This window comes from Burkholderia sp. Cy-637, from assembly GCF_011753175.1.
Lineage (GTDB): Bacteria > Pseudomonadota > Gammaproteobacteria > Burkholderiales > Burkholderiaceae > Burkholderia > Burkholderia gladioli.
In genome coordinates, this window is record NZ_VWWC01000185.1 from 1 (window position 1) to 13,444 (window position 13,444).

A 13,444-nucleotide genomic window follows, 5' to 3' on the forward strand; every position below is an offset into this window, starting at 1 on the left:
CATCATGTAGGTGGGCTCGCAGGCCAGCTCGGGCGTGCAGCCCGCGCCGGCCAGCGCCGCGTCCACCACGGCGCGCACGCTGGTGCCGCGCGCGGTCAGCACCAGCGGCTCGGCCGCCACCTCGGCGGCGCTCACCCGGCGGCGCCTGGCCAGCGCATGAGTACGCGGGCAGATCACCACCAGCCGGTCCTCGCCGGCATGCAGCACCTCCAGCGCCGGATCGGCCGCCGCGCCGCCGGTCAGGCCCAGGTCCACCTCCTCGCCGCGCACCAGCGCCTCCACGCTGCTGGCCACCCCGTCGCGGATCTCGAAGCGCGCCTGCGGCACCTGCCGGCGGAAGTCGCGGATCAGCTCCGGCAAGGCGCTGGCGGCGAAGGTCGGCAGGCAGGCCAGGCGCACCGTGCCGGCGGTGCCGTCGCCGAGCGCGCGCGCATCGCGCAGCACCCGTTCCATGTCATCGAGCGAGCGCTGCAGGAGCGGCAGCAGCGCGCGGCCGGTCTGGGTCAGCGCCACACTGCGGCTGTTGCGGTCGAACAGGCGCGCGCCGACGGTCTCCTCCAGGCGCCGGATCTGCACCGTCAGCGCCGGCTGCGAGAGGCTCAGCCGCGCGGCCGCGCGCGTGAAGTTGCCGGCCTGGGCGACGGTGACGAAGGCGCGCAATTCGCGAAGATTCAGATCCATAACGGTTCGTGATTGCTGCAATCAAATCATTTCAATTGTCTTATCGCGCTCCAAAACTTACGCTCGCCCTCACCAAAAGACAAGATCGGAGACACCATGATGCTGCCGTTACTGGGGCTCGCCACCATCGTCGTGCTGCTCGGCGCGATCCTCTCGAAACGCATGTCGCCGCTGGTCGCGCTGATCCTGGTGCCGATCGCGGCGGCCCTGCTCGGCGGCTTCGGCCTGCAGACCAGCGGCTTCGTGATCAACGGGCTGAAGAGCCTGGCGCCGGTGGTCGGCATGTTCGTGTTCGCGATCCTCTACTTCGGCGTGATCACCGACGCCGGCACGCTCGACCCGATCATCGACCGGATCCTGCGCGCGGTCGGCACGCGCCCCACCCGCATCGTGATGGGCACCACCCTGCTGGCCCTGCTGATCCACCTGGACGGCTCGGGCGCGGTCTGCTTCCTGGTGACGATCCCGGCCATGCTGCCGCTCTACGACCGGCTCGGCATGGACCGCCGCGTGCTGGCGGCGGCCGTCTCGATGGCCGCCGGCATCAACTTCCTGCCCTGGACCGGGCCGATGATCCGCGCCTCGGCCTCGCTGCACCTGCCGATTTCGGCGCTGTTCAATCCGCTGATCCCGGTGCAGGCGGTCGGCATCGCCTTCGTGTTCGGCGCGGCCTGGTGGCTCGGCCGGCGCGAACAGCGGCGGCTCGGCGCGGGCCTGGCCGGCGGCGGCGCGATCCCGATGCCCGAGCGCGTGCTGACGGCCGACCAGCAGGCGCTGCGCCGCCCGCGGCTGTTCTGGTTCAACCTGGTGCTGACGGTGATCGTGCTCGGCACGATGGTGGTGATGGGCGAGAAGATCCCGCCCGCGCTGATGTTCATGGTCGGCTTCTGCATCGCGCTGCTGGTGAACTATCCCGATGTCGAGATGCAGCGCCGGCGCATCGACGCGCATGCGCGCGCCGCGCTGATGATGGCCGGCATCCTGCTGGCCGCCGGCGTGTTCACCGGCATCATGCAGGGCAGCGGCATGCTCAAGGCGATGGCCGCCGCCGCGGTCGGTTTCGTGCCGCCCTCGATGGCCGGCCATATCCCCGTCGCGCTGGGCCTGCTGTCGATGCCGCTGAGCCTGCTGTTCGATCCCGATTCCTTCTACTTCGGCGTGCTGCCGGTGATCGCCGAGGTGGCCGGCCAGCTCGGCGTGCCGGCCCTGCATGTCGGCCAAGCCGCCCTGCTCGGCCAGATGACCACCGGCTTCCCGGTCAGCCCGCTCACGCCGGCCACCTTCCTGGTGGTCGGGCTGTGCGGCATCGAGCTGGCCGAGCACCAGAAATTCACCTTCCCGCTGCTGTTCGGCGCCTCGGTGGTGATGACGCTGGCCTGCGTCCTGTTCGGCGTGTTCGCCCTGTGAGGCGCGCCGCGATGGCCGTGGCAGCCGGCCGATACCGTCCAACCAAGTCGCGCAAGCGACCGGAATTCCCGTCATGACAGCTTCCGCATCCGCGTCTACCTCCGCTCCCCCCGCGCCCCCCGTTCCGGCCGGCCGGCGCGTCCGCCTCGGCGCCGGCGCCGGCTACTCCGGCGACCGCATCGAGCCCGCCGTCGAGCTGGCCGAGCACGGCGCGCTCGACTACCTGGTGTTCGAATGCCTGGCCGAGCGCACCATCGCGATCGCGCAGCAGGCGCGGCGCGCCGAGCCCGCGCTCGGCTACGACCCGCTGCTCGGCGCGCGCATGCGCGCGGTGCTGCCGGCGGCCGCCGCGCGCGGCGTGAAGATCATCTCCAACATGGGCGCGGCCAATCCGCTGGCGGCCGCGCGCGAGACCGCTCGGATCGCCGCCGGGCTCGGCATCGCCGGGCTCCGGATCGCCGCCGTCAGCGGCGACGACGTGCTCGATCCGGTGCTGCGCGGCGGCTTGCGCTTCGTCGAATCGGGCGAGGCGGTGGCCGACTATCGCGAGCGCATCGTCTCGGCCAATGCCTACCTCGGCGCCGCGCCGATCGTCGCGGCGCTGGCCGCCGGCGCCGATATCGTGCTGACCGGGCGCGTGGCCGATCCCGCCTTGTTCGCCGCGCCGCTGATCCACGAATTCGGCTGGCGCATGGACGACTGGGCCCGGCTCGGCCAGGCCACCGTGGTCGGCCATCTGCTCGAATGCGCGGGCCAGGTGACGGGCGGCTACTTCGCCGATCCGGGCTGGCTGGACGTGCCGGACCTGGCGCGGCTCGGCTTCCCGATCGGCGAGGTGGCCGAGGACGGCGCGGTGACGATCACCAAGCTGGCCCGCTCGGGCGGGCGCGTCAGCGCCGAGACCTGCAAGCAGCAACTGATCTACGAGATCCACGATCCGGCGCGCTACCTGCAGCCCGACGTGACGGCCGATTTCAGCCGCGTGACGGTGAGCGAGGAAGGCCCGGACCGGGTGCGCGTGACGGGCGGTGCCGGCCGCGCGCGGCCCGATACGCTGAAGGTGTCGGTGGCCTATGCCGACGGCCATATCGGCGAAGGCCAGATCTCCTACGGCGGCCCGGGCGCGCTGGCGCGCGCGCGGCTGGCCGGCGAGATCGTGCGCGAGCGGCTGAAGCTGACGGGCGTGCAGCTCGACGAACTGCGCATCGACCTGATCGGCGTCGATTCGCTCTACGGCGCGACCGGCATCGACGCACGCGACGAACGCGAGGCACACGACGCGCGCGGCGAGCCGGCCGAGCTGCGGCTGCGCGTGGCCGGCCGTTGCGCGACGGCCGCCGAGGCGGCGCGCATCGGCAACGAGGTCGAGACGCTCTATACCAACGGGCCGGCCGGCGGCGGCGGCGCGACCAAGGCGGTGCGCGAGGTGCTGGCGGTGCAGTCGGTGCTGCTGCCGCGCGAGCAGGTGCGGCCCGTATTCACGATGCTGGAGGTGGACGATGCAACTGCGTGAACTGGCGCATTCGCGCACCGGCGACAAGGGCAATACGCTGAACGTCTCGGTGATCTGCCGCGACGCGCGCAACTACGCGCACCTGAGCGAGCACCTGAGCGCCGAGCGCGTGAAGGACTGGCTCGGCGCCTTCGTGCTGGGCGAGGTGGTACGCCACGAGCTGCCGATGCTGGCGGCCTTCAACTTCGTGCTCGGCGAGGCGCTGGGCGGCGGCGTGACGCGTTCGCTCGCGCTCGACGCGCATGGCAAGTCGGTCGGCTCGGTGCTGCTGGCCATCGAGGTGCCGGCGCCGCCGCGCGACTGAACGGCAGGCCGGCTCGGCGCGATCTCAGCGGAACGACCAGCTGCGATGCGCGAAGTAGCTGGTGAACACCGGCGCGCCCACGCCGGCCAGGTGCGCCAGGTCCTGCGCATGCCAGTCGAAGCCGACGGCCGGCAACAGGTGCTGCGCGAGCCCGACGCTGACGGCCCAGGTCTGCAGCAACGCGAACAGGTTGACGGCCGTGAAGGTGGCCGCCGAGCGCCAGGGTCGCTGGCCGCCCGCGCCGAACACGTAACGGCGCGCCAGCAGGTAGCCGCAGCTCACGCCCACCACCCAGGCCAGCACGATCGCCGTGGTGTACGGCAGCCACCGGCTGAACAGCATGCGCGAGCCGAGATTGGCCGCCGCCGCGATGCCGCCGGTGGCGAGGAAACGCGCGAAGCGGCGCGTGCCCTCGCGCCCGGCCGGCAGCCCCGCGCCAGCCCCTGCCGCCGTCCCGGCGGCTCCGGAACCCGGCGCGCTCATAACATGCGCGCCATCCGGCGCGCCAGGCCGATGCTCTCGGAGATCCCGCGATCCTCCGGGTAGTAGTGGCAGGTATCGGCCACCAGCAGGCCCTCCACCGGCGTGCGGATCGGCGGCAGCCGGTCCAGGAAGCCCGGGCCGCAGACCGGCTGCGCGTGCCGGTAGCGATTCACCTTCACCGCCAGCACGTCCTCGGCGCCCAGCGCCGGATTGATGCGGCGCAGGTAGCCGACCACCTTGGCCTCGTAGGCCGCATCCGTCTCGGCGTACTTCGGATGCGTGCCCGGCATGTAGAACGGCACGTAGACCACGTGCGCATCGAGCGGGCGCAGGTTCGTGTATTCGACGATGCCGGGAATATCCATGCCCGGATCGTTGACGTTGAGCCAGAAGTTCTCGCTCACCGGCTTCGCGAGCTTGACGATCACGCAGACCACCGCCACGTTCGGGATCGCGCGCCAGGCATCCAGGATCCCGGCCGGCAAGTCCGGCATCAGGCGCGGCGCGTGGGCCAGCGGCACGGTGCTGATCACCTGCTCGAAGCGCTGCTCGCCGGCCGCGGTGAGCACGCCCCTCACGCGGCCCGCCTCGATCAGCACGCGCTGCACCGGCTGGCCGAGCCGCAGCTCGCCGCCGCGGCGTTCGATCTCGGCGCGCATCGCCTCGAGCAGGGCCGCCGAGCCGCCCTCCAGGTAACCGAGCTTCTCGCGCATCAGGCTGTAGCGCGAGCGGCCGATGCGGCGGATGCGGCTCCAGATCCAGGCCGCCGACAGGTCCTGCGCGTGCTCGTAGAACTTGTAGTCGAACAAGCGCCGCCATAGCACCTCCCAGGCCTCCTCGCCGATCCAGCGACGGATCCAGCCGGTCGCCTCGATGCGGTCCAGGTCGTGCCATCGATCGCGCCGCGTCGCCAGCAGCGCATGCAGCCCGTAGCGGAACTTCGCGATCCAGCCCAGGCCGCGAAAGCGCAGCAGCGCGAGCGGATTGCCCCAGCGCTGCACGCGGTCCCGGTAGAAATAACCCATGCGCGTCTCCACCCAGCGCAGGCGGTCCTCCAGGCCCAGCTCGCGCAGCACCTCGAAGAAGGCATGATCCGAGGCGGCATGGAAGTGGTAATAGCGCTCGATGTCGATGCCGCCGAAATCGAAGGAGGCGGCCATCCCGCCGATCCGGTCGTCGGCCTCGAACACCACCACGCGGCGCCCGTCGCGGGCGAGCTGGTAGGCCACGCCGAGCCCCATCGGCCCGGCGCCGAGCACGGCCACCGCCGGCTTGTCGCTGTGTCGCTCCATCGGGCCTCCCTCAGAAATCCAGCTGGACGCGGCTGTAGACCGGGTCGCCGAAGGTCTCGCCGACCGCCTCGCGCAAGGAGGTGGCGCGCACCCCGAAGATGCGCTCCCAGTCGATCACCTCGAATTCGTCGCCGGCCGTCAGCGCCTGCAGTTGCGCGGCGGTAAACGGCGGATCGCGGTCGAACCAGGCATACACGGTCAGCAGCGCATGGAACAGCCGGTACGGGATCCTGACGATCGCGCAGCGCGCGCGCACCGCGCGGCGCACCTCGCGGATCAGGTCGATGTAGTCGACCCGCTCGCGGCCGCTGATGTTGTAGACCTCGCCGCGGATGCGCGCCTCCAGGCAGGCCAGGATCACGTTGCAGAAATCGCCCGCGTAGAGCGGCTGGCGCACGAAGCGCCCCGAGCCCGGCACCGGGAACACCGGCACGCGCCGCATGAAGCGCGACAGCCAGCCCAGGTGCTTGCGGTCGAACCAGCCGAACATCAGGGTCGGGCGCAGCACCACGCAGTCGATGCCCGAGGCCAGCACCATCTGCTCCTGCTCGCGCTTGGTCTGGGTGTAGAAATCGTCGCCGACCGACTCGACCACCGAGGAGCTGATGTGCACCGTATGCGGCACGCGGTGCCGGCCGATCGCCTCCAGCACCAGGCGCGTGCTGTCGAGGTTGTTGCGCACGAAGGGCTCGCGCGTCGGCCCGCCGATCTGCGCCTGCAGCATCACCACCGCGTCGGCGCCCTCGAAGTGGCGGGACCAGTCGCCGGGCTCGGCCAGGTCGGCGTATTCGGCCACGATGTCGGGATGCAGCCGGCGCAGCACCGCCAGGTTCGCGCGATGCTTGTCGAGCACCACGATCTGCCTCACGCCGCGGCGCTTGAGCCGCGCCACCAGGTTCTGTCCGACGAGCCCGGCGCCGCCGGGCAGGATCACTCGCAGGTTCACAGGGACACTCTCTTGAAAAGGAAGCCGGGCATCCAGCGGATCGCGCACATCACGCCCGCCCAGAACCACGGCGTGTAGATCGCGTCGCGCCGGCGCGCCACCGCGCGCACGATGTCGGCCGCCACGCGCTCGGGCCGCGCCACCAGCGGCCCCGGCAATTGCAGATGGGCCGTCATCGGCGTGGCGACGAAGCCGGGCTTGATCACCAGCACGTGCACGCCCGATTTCGCCAGCCGCGCGCGCAGGCCCTCGCAGAACGCCACCACGGCCGCCTTCGCGGCGCCGTAGAGATAGTTCGAGGGCCGCCCGCGATCGGCCGCCACCGAGGCGATCACCGCGATGGTGCCGGCGCCGCGCGCGGCCATCCGGTTGGCCAGCGGCGTGAGCAGCGCGATGGTGGACAGGCCGTTGGTGCTGAACTCGCGCACCGCCAGCGCCGCGTCGCGCTCGCAGGCGCCCTGCTCGGGCAGCGAGCCGTGCGCGACCAGCGCCAGCTCGATCGGGCCCAGCGCGCGCTCGGCCGCCGCCAGCATCGCCTCGTGCGTGTCGAGCGCGTTGGCGTCGAATTCGAGGGTCGCGACGCGTGCCGCGCCGCGCAGGCGCAGGTCGTCGGCGATCTGCCCGAGCCGGTCGGCGCGCCGGCCGGCCAGGCACAGCGCGGCGCCCTCGCCGGCCCAGCGGCGCGCGCATTCGGTCGCGATCGCCGAGGTCGCGCCCACGATCAGGATGGTCTTCATGTCTCGGTGGTCCGTTGCCAGAAACGCGACTGGATCGCCGGGTCGCGCAAGGCCTCGACGCGCGTCCAGGCCGGATAGGCGCGCCGGAAGTCCTCGCCCGACATATGGGCGTCCTTCGCGGGATAGAGACGGCCGCGCGCGGCGCGCACGATCGCGTCGAGCCGCGCGAACAGCGCCGCGTTGCGCGCGTCGTGCTGGGCGAAGTCGAGCGCGAGCGAGGTGCCCTCGAGCGGGAACGACAGCAGCCCCGGCGAGACCAGCGCGCCGCAGCGCTTGAGCACGGCCAGGAAGGAGCCGGCGTGGCTGGCCGCGATCGCCGCCAGCATCTCGGCCATCGCGTCGCGCGCGTCGGCCGCCGGCACCACGCACTGGTACTGCTGGAAACCGCGCCGGCCATAGATGCGGTGCCATTCGAGCAGGCCGTCGAGCGGATAGAGGAACGGCAGCAGCTCGGCCCGCGCGCTGCCCGCGGCGCGGCCGGCGCGCCAGTAATGCAGCGCGTTGAAGGCCGGCACCGAGAGACGGTTCACCAGCGAGAACGGCGGCGTGAACGGCACCGTCAGCGGGCGCGTCGACGGCAGGCCGCGCGTGCCGGCGCCAGCCGCCGCGCCCCCCTCGCCCGAGCCACCCTGCCCACCCGGCCCGGGCGCCTCGGCCGGCGCCGCGTCGGCCACCGTCAGCACGCCGCGGCCCAGCGCCTTGCCGCGGCTGCCGCAATCGACCCAGGCCACGCTGTACTCGTGGCGCGCGTCGTGCTCGTCGGACAGCGCGAAGAACTCGTCGAGCCCGCCGAAGCGCATCTGGCGCAGGTCGACGCGGGCAGAGGGCACCGGCATCAGTTGCAGCTCGACCCAGCTGATCACGCCGGTCAGGCCGAGCCCGCCGATGGTCGCCGCATACAGCTCGGGATGGCGCTCGGCATCGACCTCGAGCGGCCCGAGATCGGAGCGCACCAGCCCGAAACGCCTGAGGTGGCGGCCGAAGGTGCCGCGCACGTGATGGTTCTTGCCGTGCACGTCGTTGGCCACCGCGCCGCCGAGCGTCACGTAGCGCGTGCCCGGCGTGACCGGCAGCATCCAGCCGCGCGGCAGCGCCGCGCCGAGCAGCACGTCGAGCGTCATGCCGGCTTCCGCGCGCACCAGGCCGCTCCGCCAGTCGACGGCGATGAAGCGGTCGAGCGACTTCATCCACAGCACCTGGTCGGAGGCGGCCAGGCAACTGTCGCCGTAGCTGCGGCCGTTGCCGTAGGCCAGCACCGAGGCCTGCCGCCGGCTCAGGCCGCTCAGCAGCGCGGGCAGGCTGTCGCGCCAGTGCACCGGCGCGCCCGTTTGCGGATGGCGCGGATAGCGCGCCCAGGATCGCAGGCCGGTCGTGCTCATATCGCGCTGACGAAGACCAGCACGAACAGCGCGGCCACGCCGAGGCTGGTCGCGTCGGTGGCGGCGAACAGCACCGGGTCGCTGTTCATCTGGCCGCGGTTGGTGATGATCCAGGTGCGGCTGACCCAGTACAGCAGCAGCGGGCAGGACAGCCAGATGCGCTGCGGATTGGCGTAGAGCATCAGGGTGGCCGGGTCCTGGATGTAGAGCGCGAGCACCAGCACCGACAGGTAGCCGGCCGCCGCGCCCAGCGCCAGCACGATGGCGCGGTCGTCGCTGACGTAGCCGCGCCCGCGCGCCTGGCCGCCGGCCAGCGCCACCAGCTCGGTGTAGCGCTTCACCAGCGCCAGGCTCAGGAAGATGCACATCGAGAAGGCCAGCAGCCAGAAGCTCAGGCGCATGCCGAAGGCGGCGGTGCCGGCCGCGAGCCGCGCCGTGTAGAGCGCGGCCAGCGCGATCACGTCGACGATCACCATGCGCTTGAGCACGAAGGAATAGGCCGCCGTGAGCGCGTAATAGGCCGCCAGCGCCAGCGAGAACGCGCTCGGCAGGCTGCTCAGCGCGATCGCCAGCGAGGCGGCCAGCAACAGCGGAAAGGCGATCGCCCCCGAGAGCAGCGACAGCGCCCCGCTGGCGAACGGCCGATGGCGCTTGACCGGATGATGGCGGTCGTCGTCGAGATCGACCAGGTCGTTGAGCACGTAGACGCTGGAGGCGCACAACCCGAAGGCGAGGAAGGCCAGCAGGCCCTGCCAGAACATCGTCGGCTCGCCGGCGCGATGCGCGGCGAACAGCGGCACGAACACCAGCAGGTTCTTGAGCCATTGATGCAGGCGCAGCGCGCGGGCCCAGACCCGCAGCGTGCCGGCGCGCGTGTCGATCACGTGCTCGACGTTGCCGTTGCGCTGCGCCTCGCGCGCGATGCGTTTGGGCGCGTTGACCACGTAGGCGCGCTCGGCCGCGCGCCAGGCGGAGAGATCGTCGCGGGAATTGCCGACGTAGTCGAAGCCCTTGTCGCCGTAGGCGCCCACCAGCGCGTCGCGCTTGTTGTCGGCCGACAGGTTGACGGCGCCGTCGCTGGCGAAGGTGCGGTCGAACAGGCCCAGGTGGCCGGCGATCGCATTGGCGTAGTGCGAGGCGCTGGCGGTGGCCAGCGTGATCGGCCGGCCCTGGCTGCGCTCGGCGCGCAGCCATTCGAGCACCGTGCCGTTGTAGGGCAGGCTCGTGACGTCGACGCCGGCGGCCTCGGCCAGGCGCTGCTTGAGGCCGGCCTTGCCGCCCTCGAGCAGCCACAGCAGCGGCCGGTAGAAGCGATGCGGCCAGCGCTTCAGGTAGGCGAGCCCGGACTCGACCAGCATGTCCGACTGGATCAGCGTCCCGTCGAGATCGACGACGAGTATCTTGTCAGCTTGCATGAGTCGCCTCGTCGGGATCAGCGCGGGTGGGCATCGGCGGGCTTGCGCGCGACGATGAAGAACTGCTTGCCGAGCAGCGGCCAGGCCAGCGGCAGGCGCAGGTAGAGCCAGACCAGCGCCGGATGCGTGGGCAGCGCGCCCTGCGTCGTGTAGGGCAGGAAGCGGTCGATCGAGCGCTCGATCTCGAAGCCGGCCAGGTGCAGCGCCTCGGCCAGCGACTTGTCGGTCAGGCCCAGGTGGTGGTCGTAGAAATCCCAGTAGGCGCCCGCCAGGTAGCGCAGGTTCGGCCCCAGGATCAGGTAGCGGCCGCCCGGCTTCAGCGCGCGCCGCACCGAGCCCAGGAAGCTGTCGAGGGTGGCCTTGTCGGGCAGGTGCTCGAGGAAGTTCGAGGTGAACAGCAGGTCGGCCTGCCCCGCCACCAGCTCGCCCACCTCGGTGGCCGGCGCCTGGTGGAACTCGATGCCGGCCGCGAGGTGGCGGCGCGCGTCGGGGTTCAGGTCGATCGCGATGCGGCGCCGGGCCTGCACGTGGTTGATGAATTCGCCGTAGCCCGAGGCGACGTCGACCACCGTGTCGCCGGGCGCCACGTAGCGCTTCAGGAAACTGCCATGGATGGTGCGCCAGATCGCGTTCTTGCGCGCCAGCACGTGGTCGGCGAAGCGCTTGCGATAGAGCAATGCCAGTTGGTTCGGGTTCATCGCAGGGTCCTCAGTCGGCGAACTGCAGCGCCACGCGGGTGTTGCTGCACGACACCAGTTCGCCCTCGCTGGCGTAGGCCACGCCGAGCGTCTGCCTGCCGTGCAGGCCGGCCGGGTCGAGATAGGCGGTGTAGCCGAGATCCGGCAAGGGGCCGGCGCCGATCATGTCCTGCACGTCCAGGCGCGGCATGGCGCGGGTCGGCGCGTAGCGCACGTGGCCGCTGGCGTCGGTCAGGCTCAGGTAGGTGCGCTCGGGCGGCCGCATGGTCTGCGGCTGGGCCACCAGCCAGCCCTCGGCCGACAGGACGTGGTCGATGCGCGCGCTGGCCGGCGCCGGGTAGGTTTCGTTGAGCACCAGCAGGCCGCCCATGCAGGCGCCCTCGCGGTGCCGCGCGCTGCGATCGGCCGGCGCGAGATCGCCGAGCGGATCGTGCCGGAACAGGCCGGCGGGCTCGCCCGCCGGCGTGACCGGCGCGGGCGTCAGCGTCACCCGGTAATGGCTCTGCCAGGCATAGCCGCCGCCGTCGGCCGCCTCCACCGTGAAGCGCGTCACCTCCTGCGAGCGCAGCGTGCCCGGCGCGCCGTACATCAGCGCGAACTCGGTCGAGTTGCGCACCAGCGGGCTCAGCACGAAGCCGGCGCGGGCCATGCCGGAGACCAGCTTGTAGTCGTGCTCGCTGCCGTCGCGCAGCGTGACGCGGATGCGCAGCGCGGCCGGCTTCAGCACGAAGGCGCGCAGGCGCCCCGCCAGGCTCGGCTCGATGGCCAGGCTCGCCACCAGCGGCACGGCCGAATCGGGCACCGTGACGGGCGCACCCAGCATCGCGTCGGCCGCGAGCACCGGCGCCGGTGCACGGGCCGGCGCCGGCGCATGCGCCAGGTAGAGGAAGTTGTCGCGGAACGCCACCGGCCGATAGTCGCGCATCAGCACCGGCCAGCTCGGGCCGTCGTCGAGCGTCGGGTACTTGCCGTCGATCGGCGTGACCCGCATCAGCACCGTGTCGGGCGCGCGCGCGCCGGCCAGGTGGGCCGCGTTCAGGCCCGCCAGCATCGGGCTGTAGGCCGCGTAGCTCTGGATCACCGGACGCGGGTTCCATGCGTTGCCGGCCGCCAGCAGGTCCGATTGCCAGAACGAATAGATGTCCGAGCTGCCCTTCATCAGCGGCACCTCGTGCTCGCGGCGCAGCGCGGCGAGACGCGCCTGGTAGGCCTGCGCGAGCGCATCGCCGCGCGCGCGCAGCGCGATGCCCTCGCTCACGCCGAGCGCGGTGCGCGCGACGTTCATCGCGTAGCGCGCGGGGGTCGCCTCGGTGTAGTGCAGCGCGATCGCCCAGCCCGCCACCGCGCCGAGCACGGCCAGCCCCGCGCCCGACCAGGACGGCGCGGCCAGCGCGAAGACCAGGCCCGCGAAGGCGATCGCGCTGGCGGCGATCAGCGCGTGATCGTCGTGGCGCACGAAGCCGCCCTTGAAGCAGAGGAACAGGAAGGCCGCGAAGGACAGCAGCAGGAAGGCGCGCAGCGTGAACGCCTCGCCGCGCCGCAGGGCGATCGCCGCGAGCAGCGCCAGCGCGGGCAGCAGGTAGAGCGCGAGATCGATGGCCGGGCCGTCGAGCGCCATGCCCTCCTCGTAGCCGGAGATCATCGCCACCAGCGAATGCAGGTACGGCCCGAGCGCGGCCGGCGGCTGGCCCGCCGCCTGCCACAGCGCCACGGCGGCCAGCGGCGGCGCGAGCAGCATGACGAGCGCGACGCCCCAGGCGCGGCGGCTGGCCAGCAGCAGCACGCAGAGCAGCACGGCGGCCGCGCAGGCGGGCAGCATCGAGCCCTTCACCAGCGGCAGCAGGCCGAACGGCGCGAACATCAGCAGCGCGGCAAGCAGCGTGCGCCAGCCCGCGCCGGGCTCGCGCGCCCCGTCGAGCGCGCGGCAATGGCGATACCAGGCCGCCGAAACCAGCAACGGATAACCGAGCAGCAGCACGTCGCGCGACAGCGCGCCGGCGATCATCAGCGCCAGCAGCAGGGGCAGCACGCGGCCGGCACCGCGCGTGAGCGCCAGCGTCGCGCTCGCGTAGCCGAGCAGGAACACCGCGCTGGCAGCCAGCACCAGGCCGTCGGTGGCGGGATGGAACACGCGCGTGAACACGCCCGCATACGGCCCGAGCGTGAAGACGATGTCGCGGCCGAATACCAGGCCCTGCGCCAGCGCCTGGTTCAGCGCGGCCATCCACGACGGGTCGAGCCCCTCGCCCGGCATCGGCGGCAGCCACGGCAGGATCACCGCGGCCAGGGCCAGCACCGCCAGCCACCGACAGGCCAGCGCCAGGCCGCCCCGGGCCGCCACGTCTTGCTCCTGCTCCTGCTCCCGCGCCTGCGTGATGCCGCCCGGCGCGGCGGCCGCGGCGGCCCCGGCCGAGGCCGGCATGGTCAGATCATGCTTGTCGCTCACCTGCTCTCTCCCTCGTCGTCGATCGGCGCCGGTCGCCTGCTGGCGGCCCCGGCCATGCCGTCGTGCTTGTCTCGATACCGGCGCGCATGCCGGCCTCGGTCGTGTTTCAGTGCGCCGTCGCGGCGGCCGGCATCGCCGCTCGC

The 13,444-nt window shown here is 72.2% G+C and carries 11 protein-coding genes and 1 pseudogene; 3 read left to right on the plus strand and 9 right to left on the minus strand.

Annotation, left to right across the window (positions count from 1 at the left end):
- Positions 1–681: LysR substrate-binding domain-containing protein (locus F3J10_RS30330; RefSeq protein ID WP_167243651.1), on the minus strand; the 681-nt coding region annotated here is incomplete at its 3' end.
- 99 nt (positions 682–780) lie between these two features.
- On the opposite strand from F3J10_RS30330, the gene F3J10_RS30335 reads away from it, so the two are divergent.
- The 3 genes from F3J10_RS30335 (at position 781) to F3J10_RS30345 (ending at position 3,905) form a co-directional block, all read left to right on the plus strand.
- The gene (locus F3J10_RS30335; protein ID WP_025098823.1) at positions 781–2,088 is read left to right on the plus strand and encodes a citrate:proton symporter; all 1,308 of its coding nucleotides are present in this window, start codon (positions 781–783) and stop codon (positions 2,086–2,088) included.
- A 73-nt stretch (positions 2,089–2,161) separates the two neighbouring features.
- Entirely contained in the window at positions 2,162–3,601 is a 1,440-nt protein-coding gene (locus F3J10_RS30340; RefSeq protein ID WP_167243652.1) for an acyclic terpene utilization AtuA family protein, read from the plus strand.
- Entirely contained in the window at positions 3,588–3,905 is a 318-nt protein-coding gene (locus tag F3J10_RS30345; protein WP_167243653.1) for a hypothetical protein, read from the plus strand. Before F3J10_RS30340 ends, F3J10_RS30345 begins: the two co-directional genes overlap by 14 nt.
- 24 nt (positions 3,906–3,929) lie before the next feature.
- Here F3J10_RS30345 and F3J10_RS30350 read toward each other — a convergent pair whose 3' ends face one another.
- The 8 genes and pseudogenes from F3J10_RS30350 to F3J10_RS30385 all read right to left on the minus strand — a co-directional run bounded on the left by F3J10_RS30350 (position 3,930) and on the right by F3J10_RS30385 (position 13,301).
- Positions 3,930–4,388 (minus strand): GtrA family protein, encoded by a 459-nt coding sequence (locus F3J10_RS30350; RefSeq protein ID WP_166915885.1) that lies wholly within the window; start codon positions 4,386–4,388, stop codon positions 3,930–3,932.
- A pseudogene (locus F3J10_RS30355) lies at positions 4,385–5,653 on the minus strand (NAD(P)/FAD-dependent oxidoreductase); the annotation flags it as partial. The pseudogene F3J10_RS30355 and the gene F3J10_RS30350, both read right to left, overlap by 4 nt.
- A 37-nt stretch (positions 5,654–5,690) precedes the next feature.
- A complete protein-coding gene (locus F3J10_RS36415; protein WP_025098818.1) occupies positions 5,691–6,626 on the minus strand; it encodes an NAD(P)-dependent oxidoreductase in 936 nt (311 codons plus the stop codon).
- Positions 6,623–7,363 (minus strand): SDR family oxidoreductase, encoded by a 741-nt coding sequence (locus F3J10_RS36420; protein ID WP_167243655.1) that lies wholly within the window; start codon positions 7,361–7,363, stop codon positions 6,623–6,625. The genes F3J10_RS36415 and F3J10_RS36420 overlap by 4 nt, the downstream gene beginning before the upstream one ends.
- On the minus strand, positions 7,360–8,742 hold the full coding sequence (locus tag F3J10_RS30370) for an FAD-binding oxidoreductase (protein WP_025098816.1): 1,383 nt from the start codon (positions 8,740–8,742) through the stop codon (positions 7,360–7,362). Before F3J10_RS30370 ends, F3J10_RS36420 begins: the two co-directional genes overlap by 4 nt.
- The gene (locus F3J10_RS30375; RefSeq protein WP_025098815.1) at positions 8,739–10,157 is read right to left on the minus strand and encodes a UbiA family prenyltransferase; all 1,419 of its coding nucleotides are present in this window, start codon (positions 10,155–10,157) and stop codon (positions 8,739–8,741) included. The genes F3J10_RS30370 and F3J10_RS30375 overlap by 4 nt, the downstream gene beginning before the upstream one ends.
- A gap of 17 nt (positions 10,158–10,174) precedes the next feature.
- Complete coding sequence (locus F3J10_RS30380) at positions 10,175–10,855, minus strand: class I SAM-dependent methyltransferase (protein WP_166916766.1); 681 nt, start codon at positions 10,853–10,855, stop codon at positions 10,175–10,177.
- A 10-nt stretch (positions 10,856–10,865) separates the two neighbouring features.
- Positions 10,866–13,301, minus strand: coding sequence for a hypothetical protein (locus F3J10_RS30385; protein ID WP_167243656.1), 2,436 nt, complete (start codon positions 13,299–13,301; stop codon positions 10,866–10,868).
- Between the last annotated feature and the right edge of the window lie 143 nt (positions 13,302–13,444).

Coding starts and splice junctions, on each gene's coding strand:
- F3J10_RS36420 (WP_167243655.1), bottom strand. CDS start 7,363: ATGAAGACCATCCTGATCGTGGGCGCGACCTCGGCGATCGCGACCGAA.
- F3J10_RS30380 (WP_166916766.1), bottom strand. CDS start 10,855: ATGAACCCGAACCAACTGGCATTGCTCTATCGCAAGCGCTTCGCCGAC.
- F3J10_RS30375 (WP_025098815.1), bottom strand. CDS start 10,157: ATGCAAGCTGACAAGATACTCGTCGTCGATCTCGACGGGACGCTGATC.
- F3J10_RS30345 (WP_167243653.1), top strand. CDS start 3,588: ATGCAACTGCGTGAACTGGCGCATTCGCGCACCGGCGACAAGGGCAAT.
- F3J10_RS30335 (WP_025098823.1), top strand. CDS start 781: ATGCTGCCGTTACTGGGGCTCGCCACCATCGTCGTGCTGCTCGGCGCG.
- F3J10_RS30340 (WP_167243652.1), top strand. CDS start 2,162: ATGACAGCTTCCGCATCCGCGTCTACCTCCGCTCCCCCCGCGCCCCCC.
- F3J10_RS30350 (WP_166915885.1), bottom strand. CDS start 4,388: ATGAGCGCGCCGGGTTCCGGAGCCGCCGGGACGGCGGCAGGGGCTGGC.
- F3J10_RS30370 (WP_025098816.1), bottom strand. CDS start 8,742: ATGAGCACGACCGGCCTGCGATCCTGGGCGCGCTATCCGCGCCATCCG.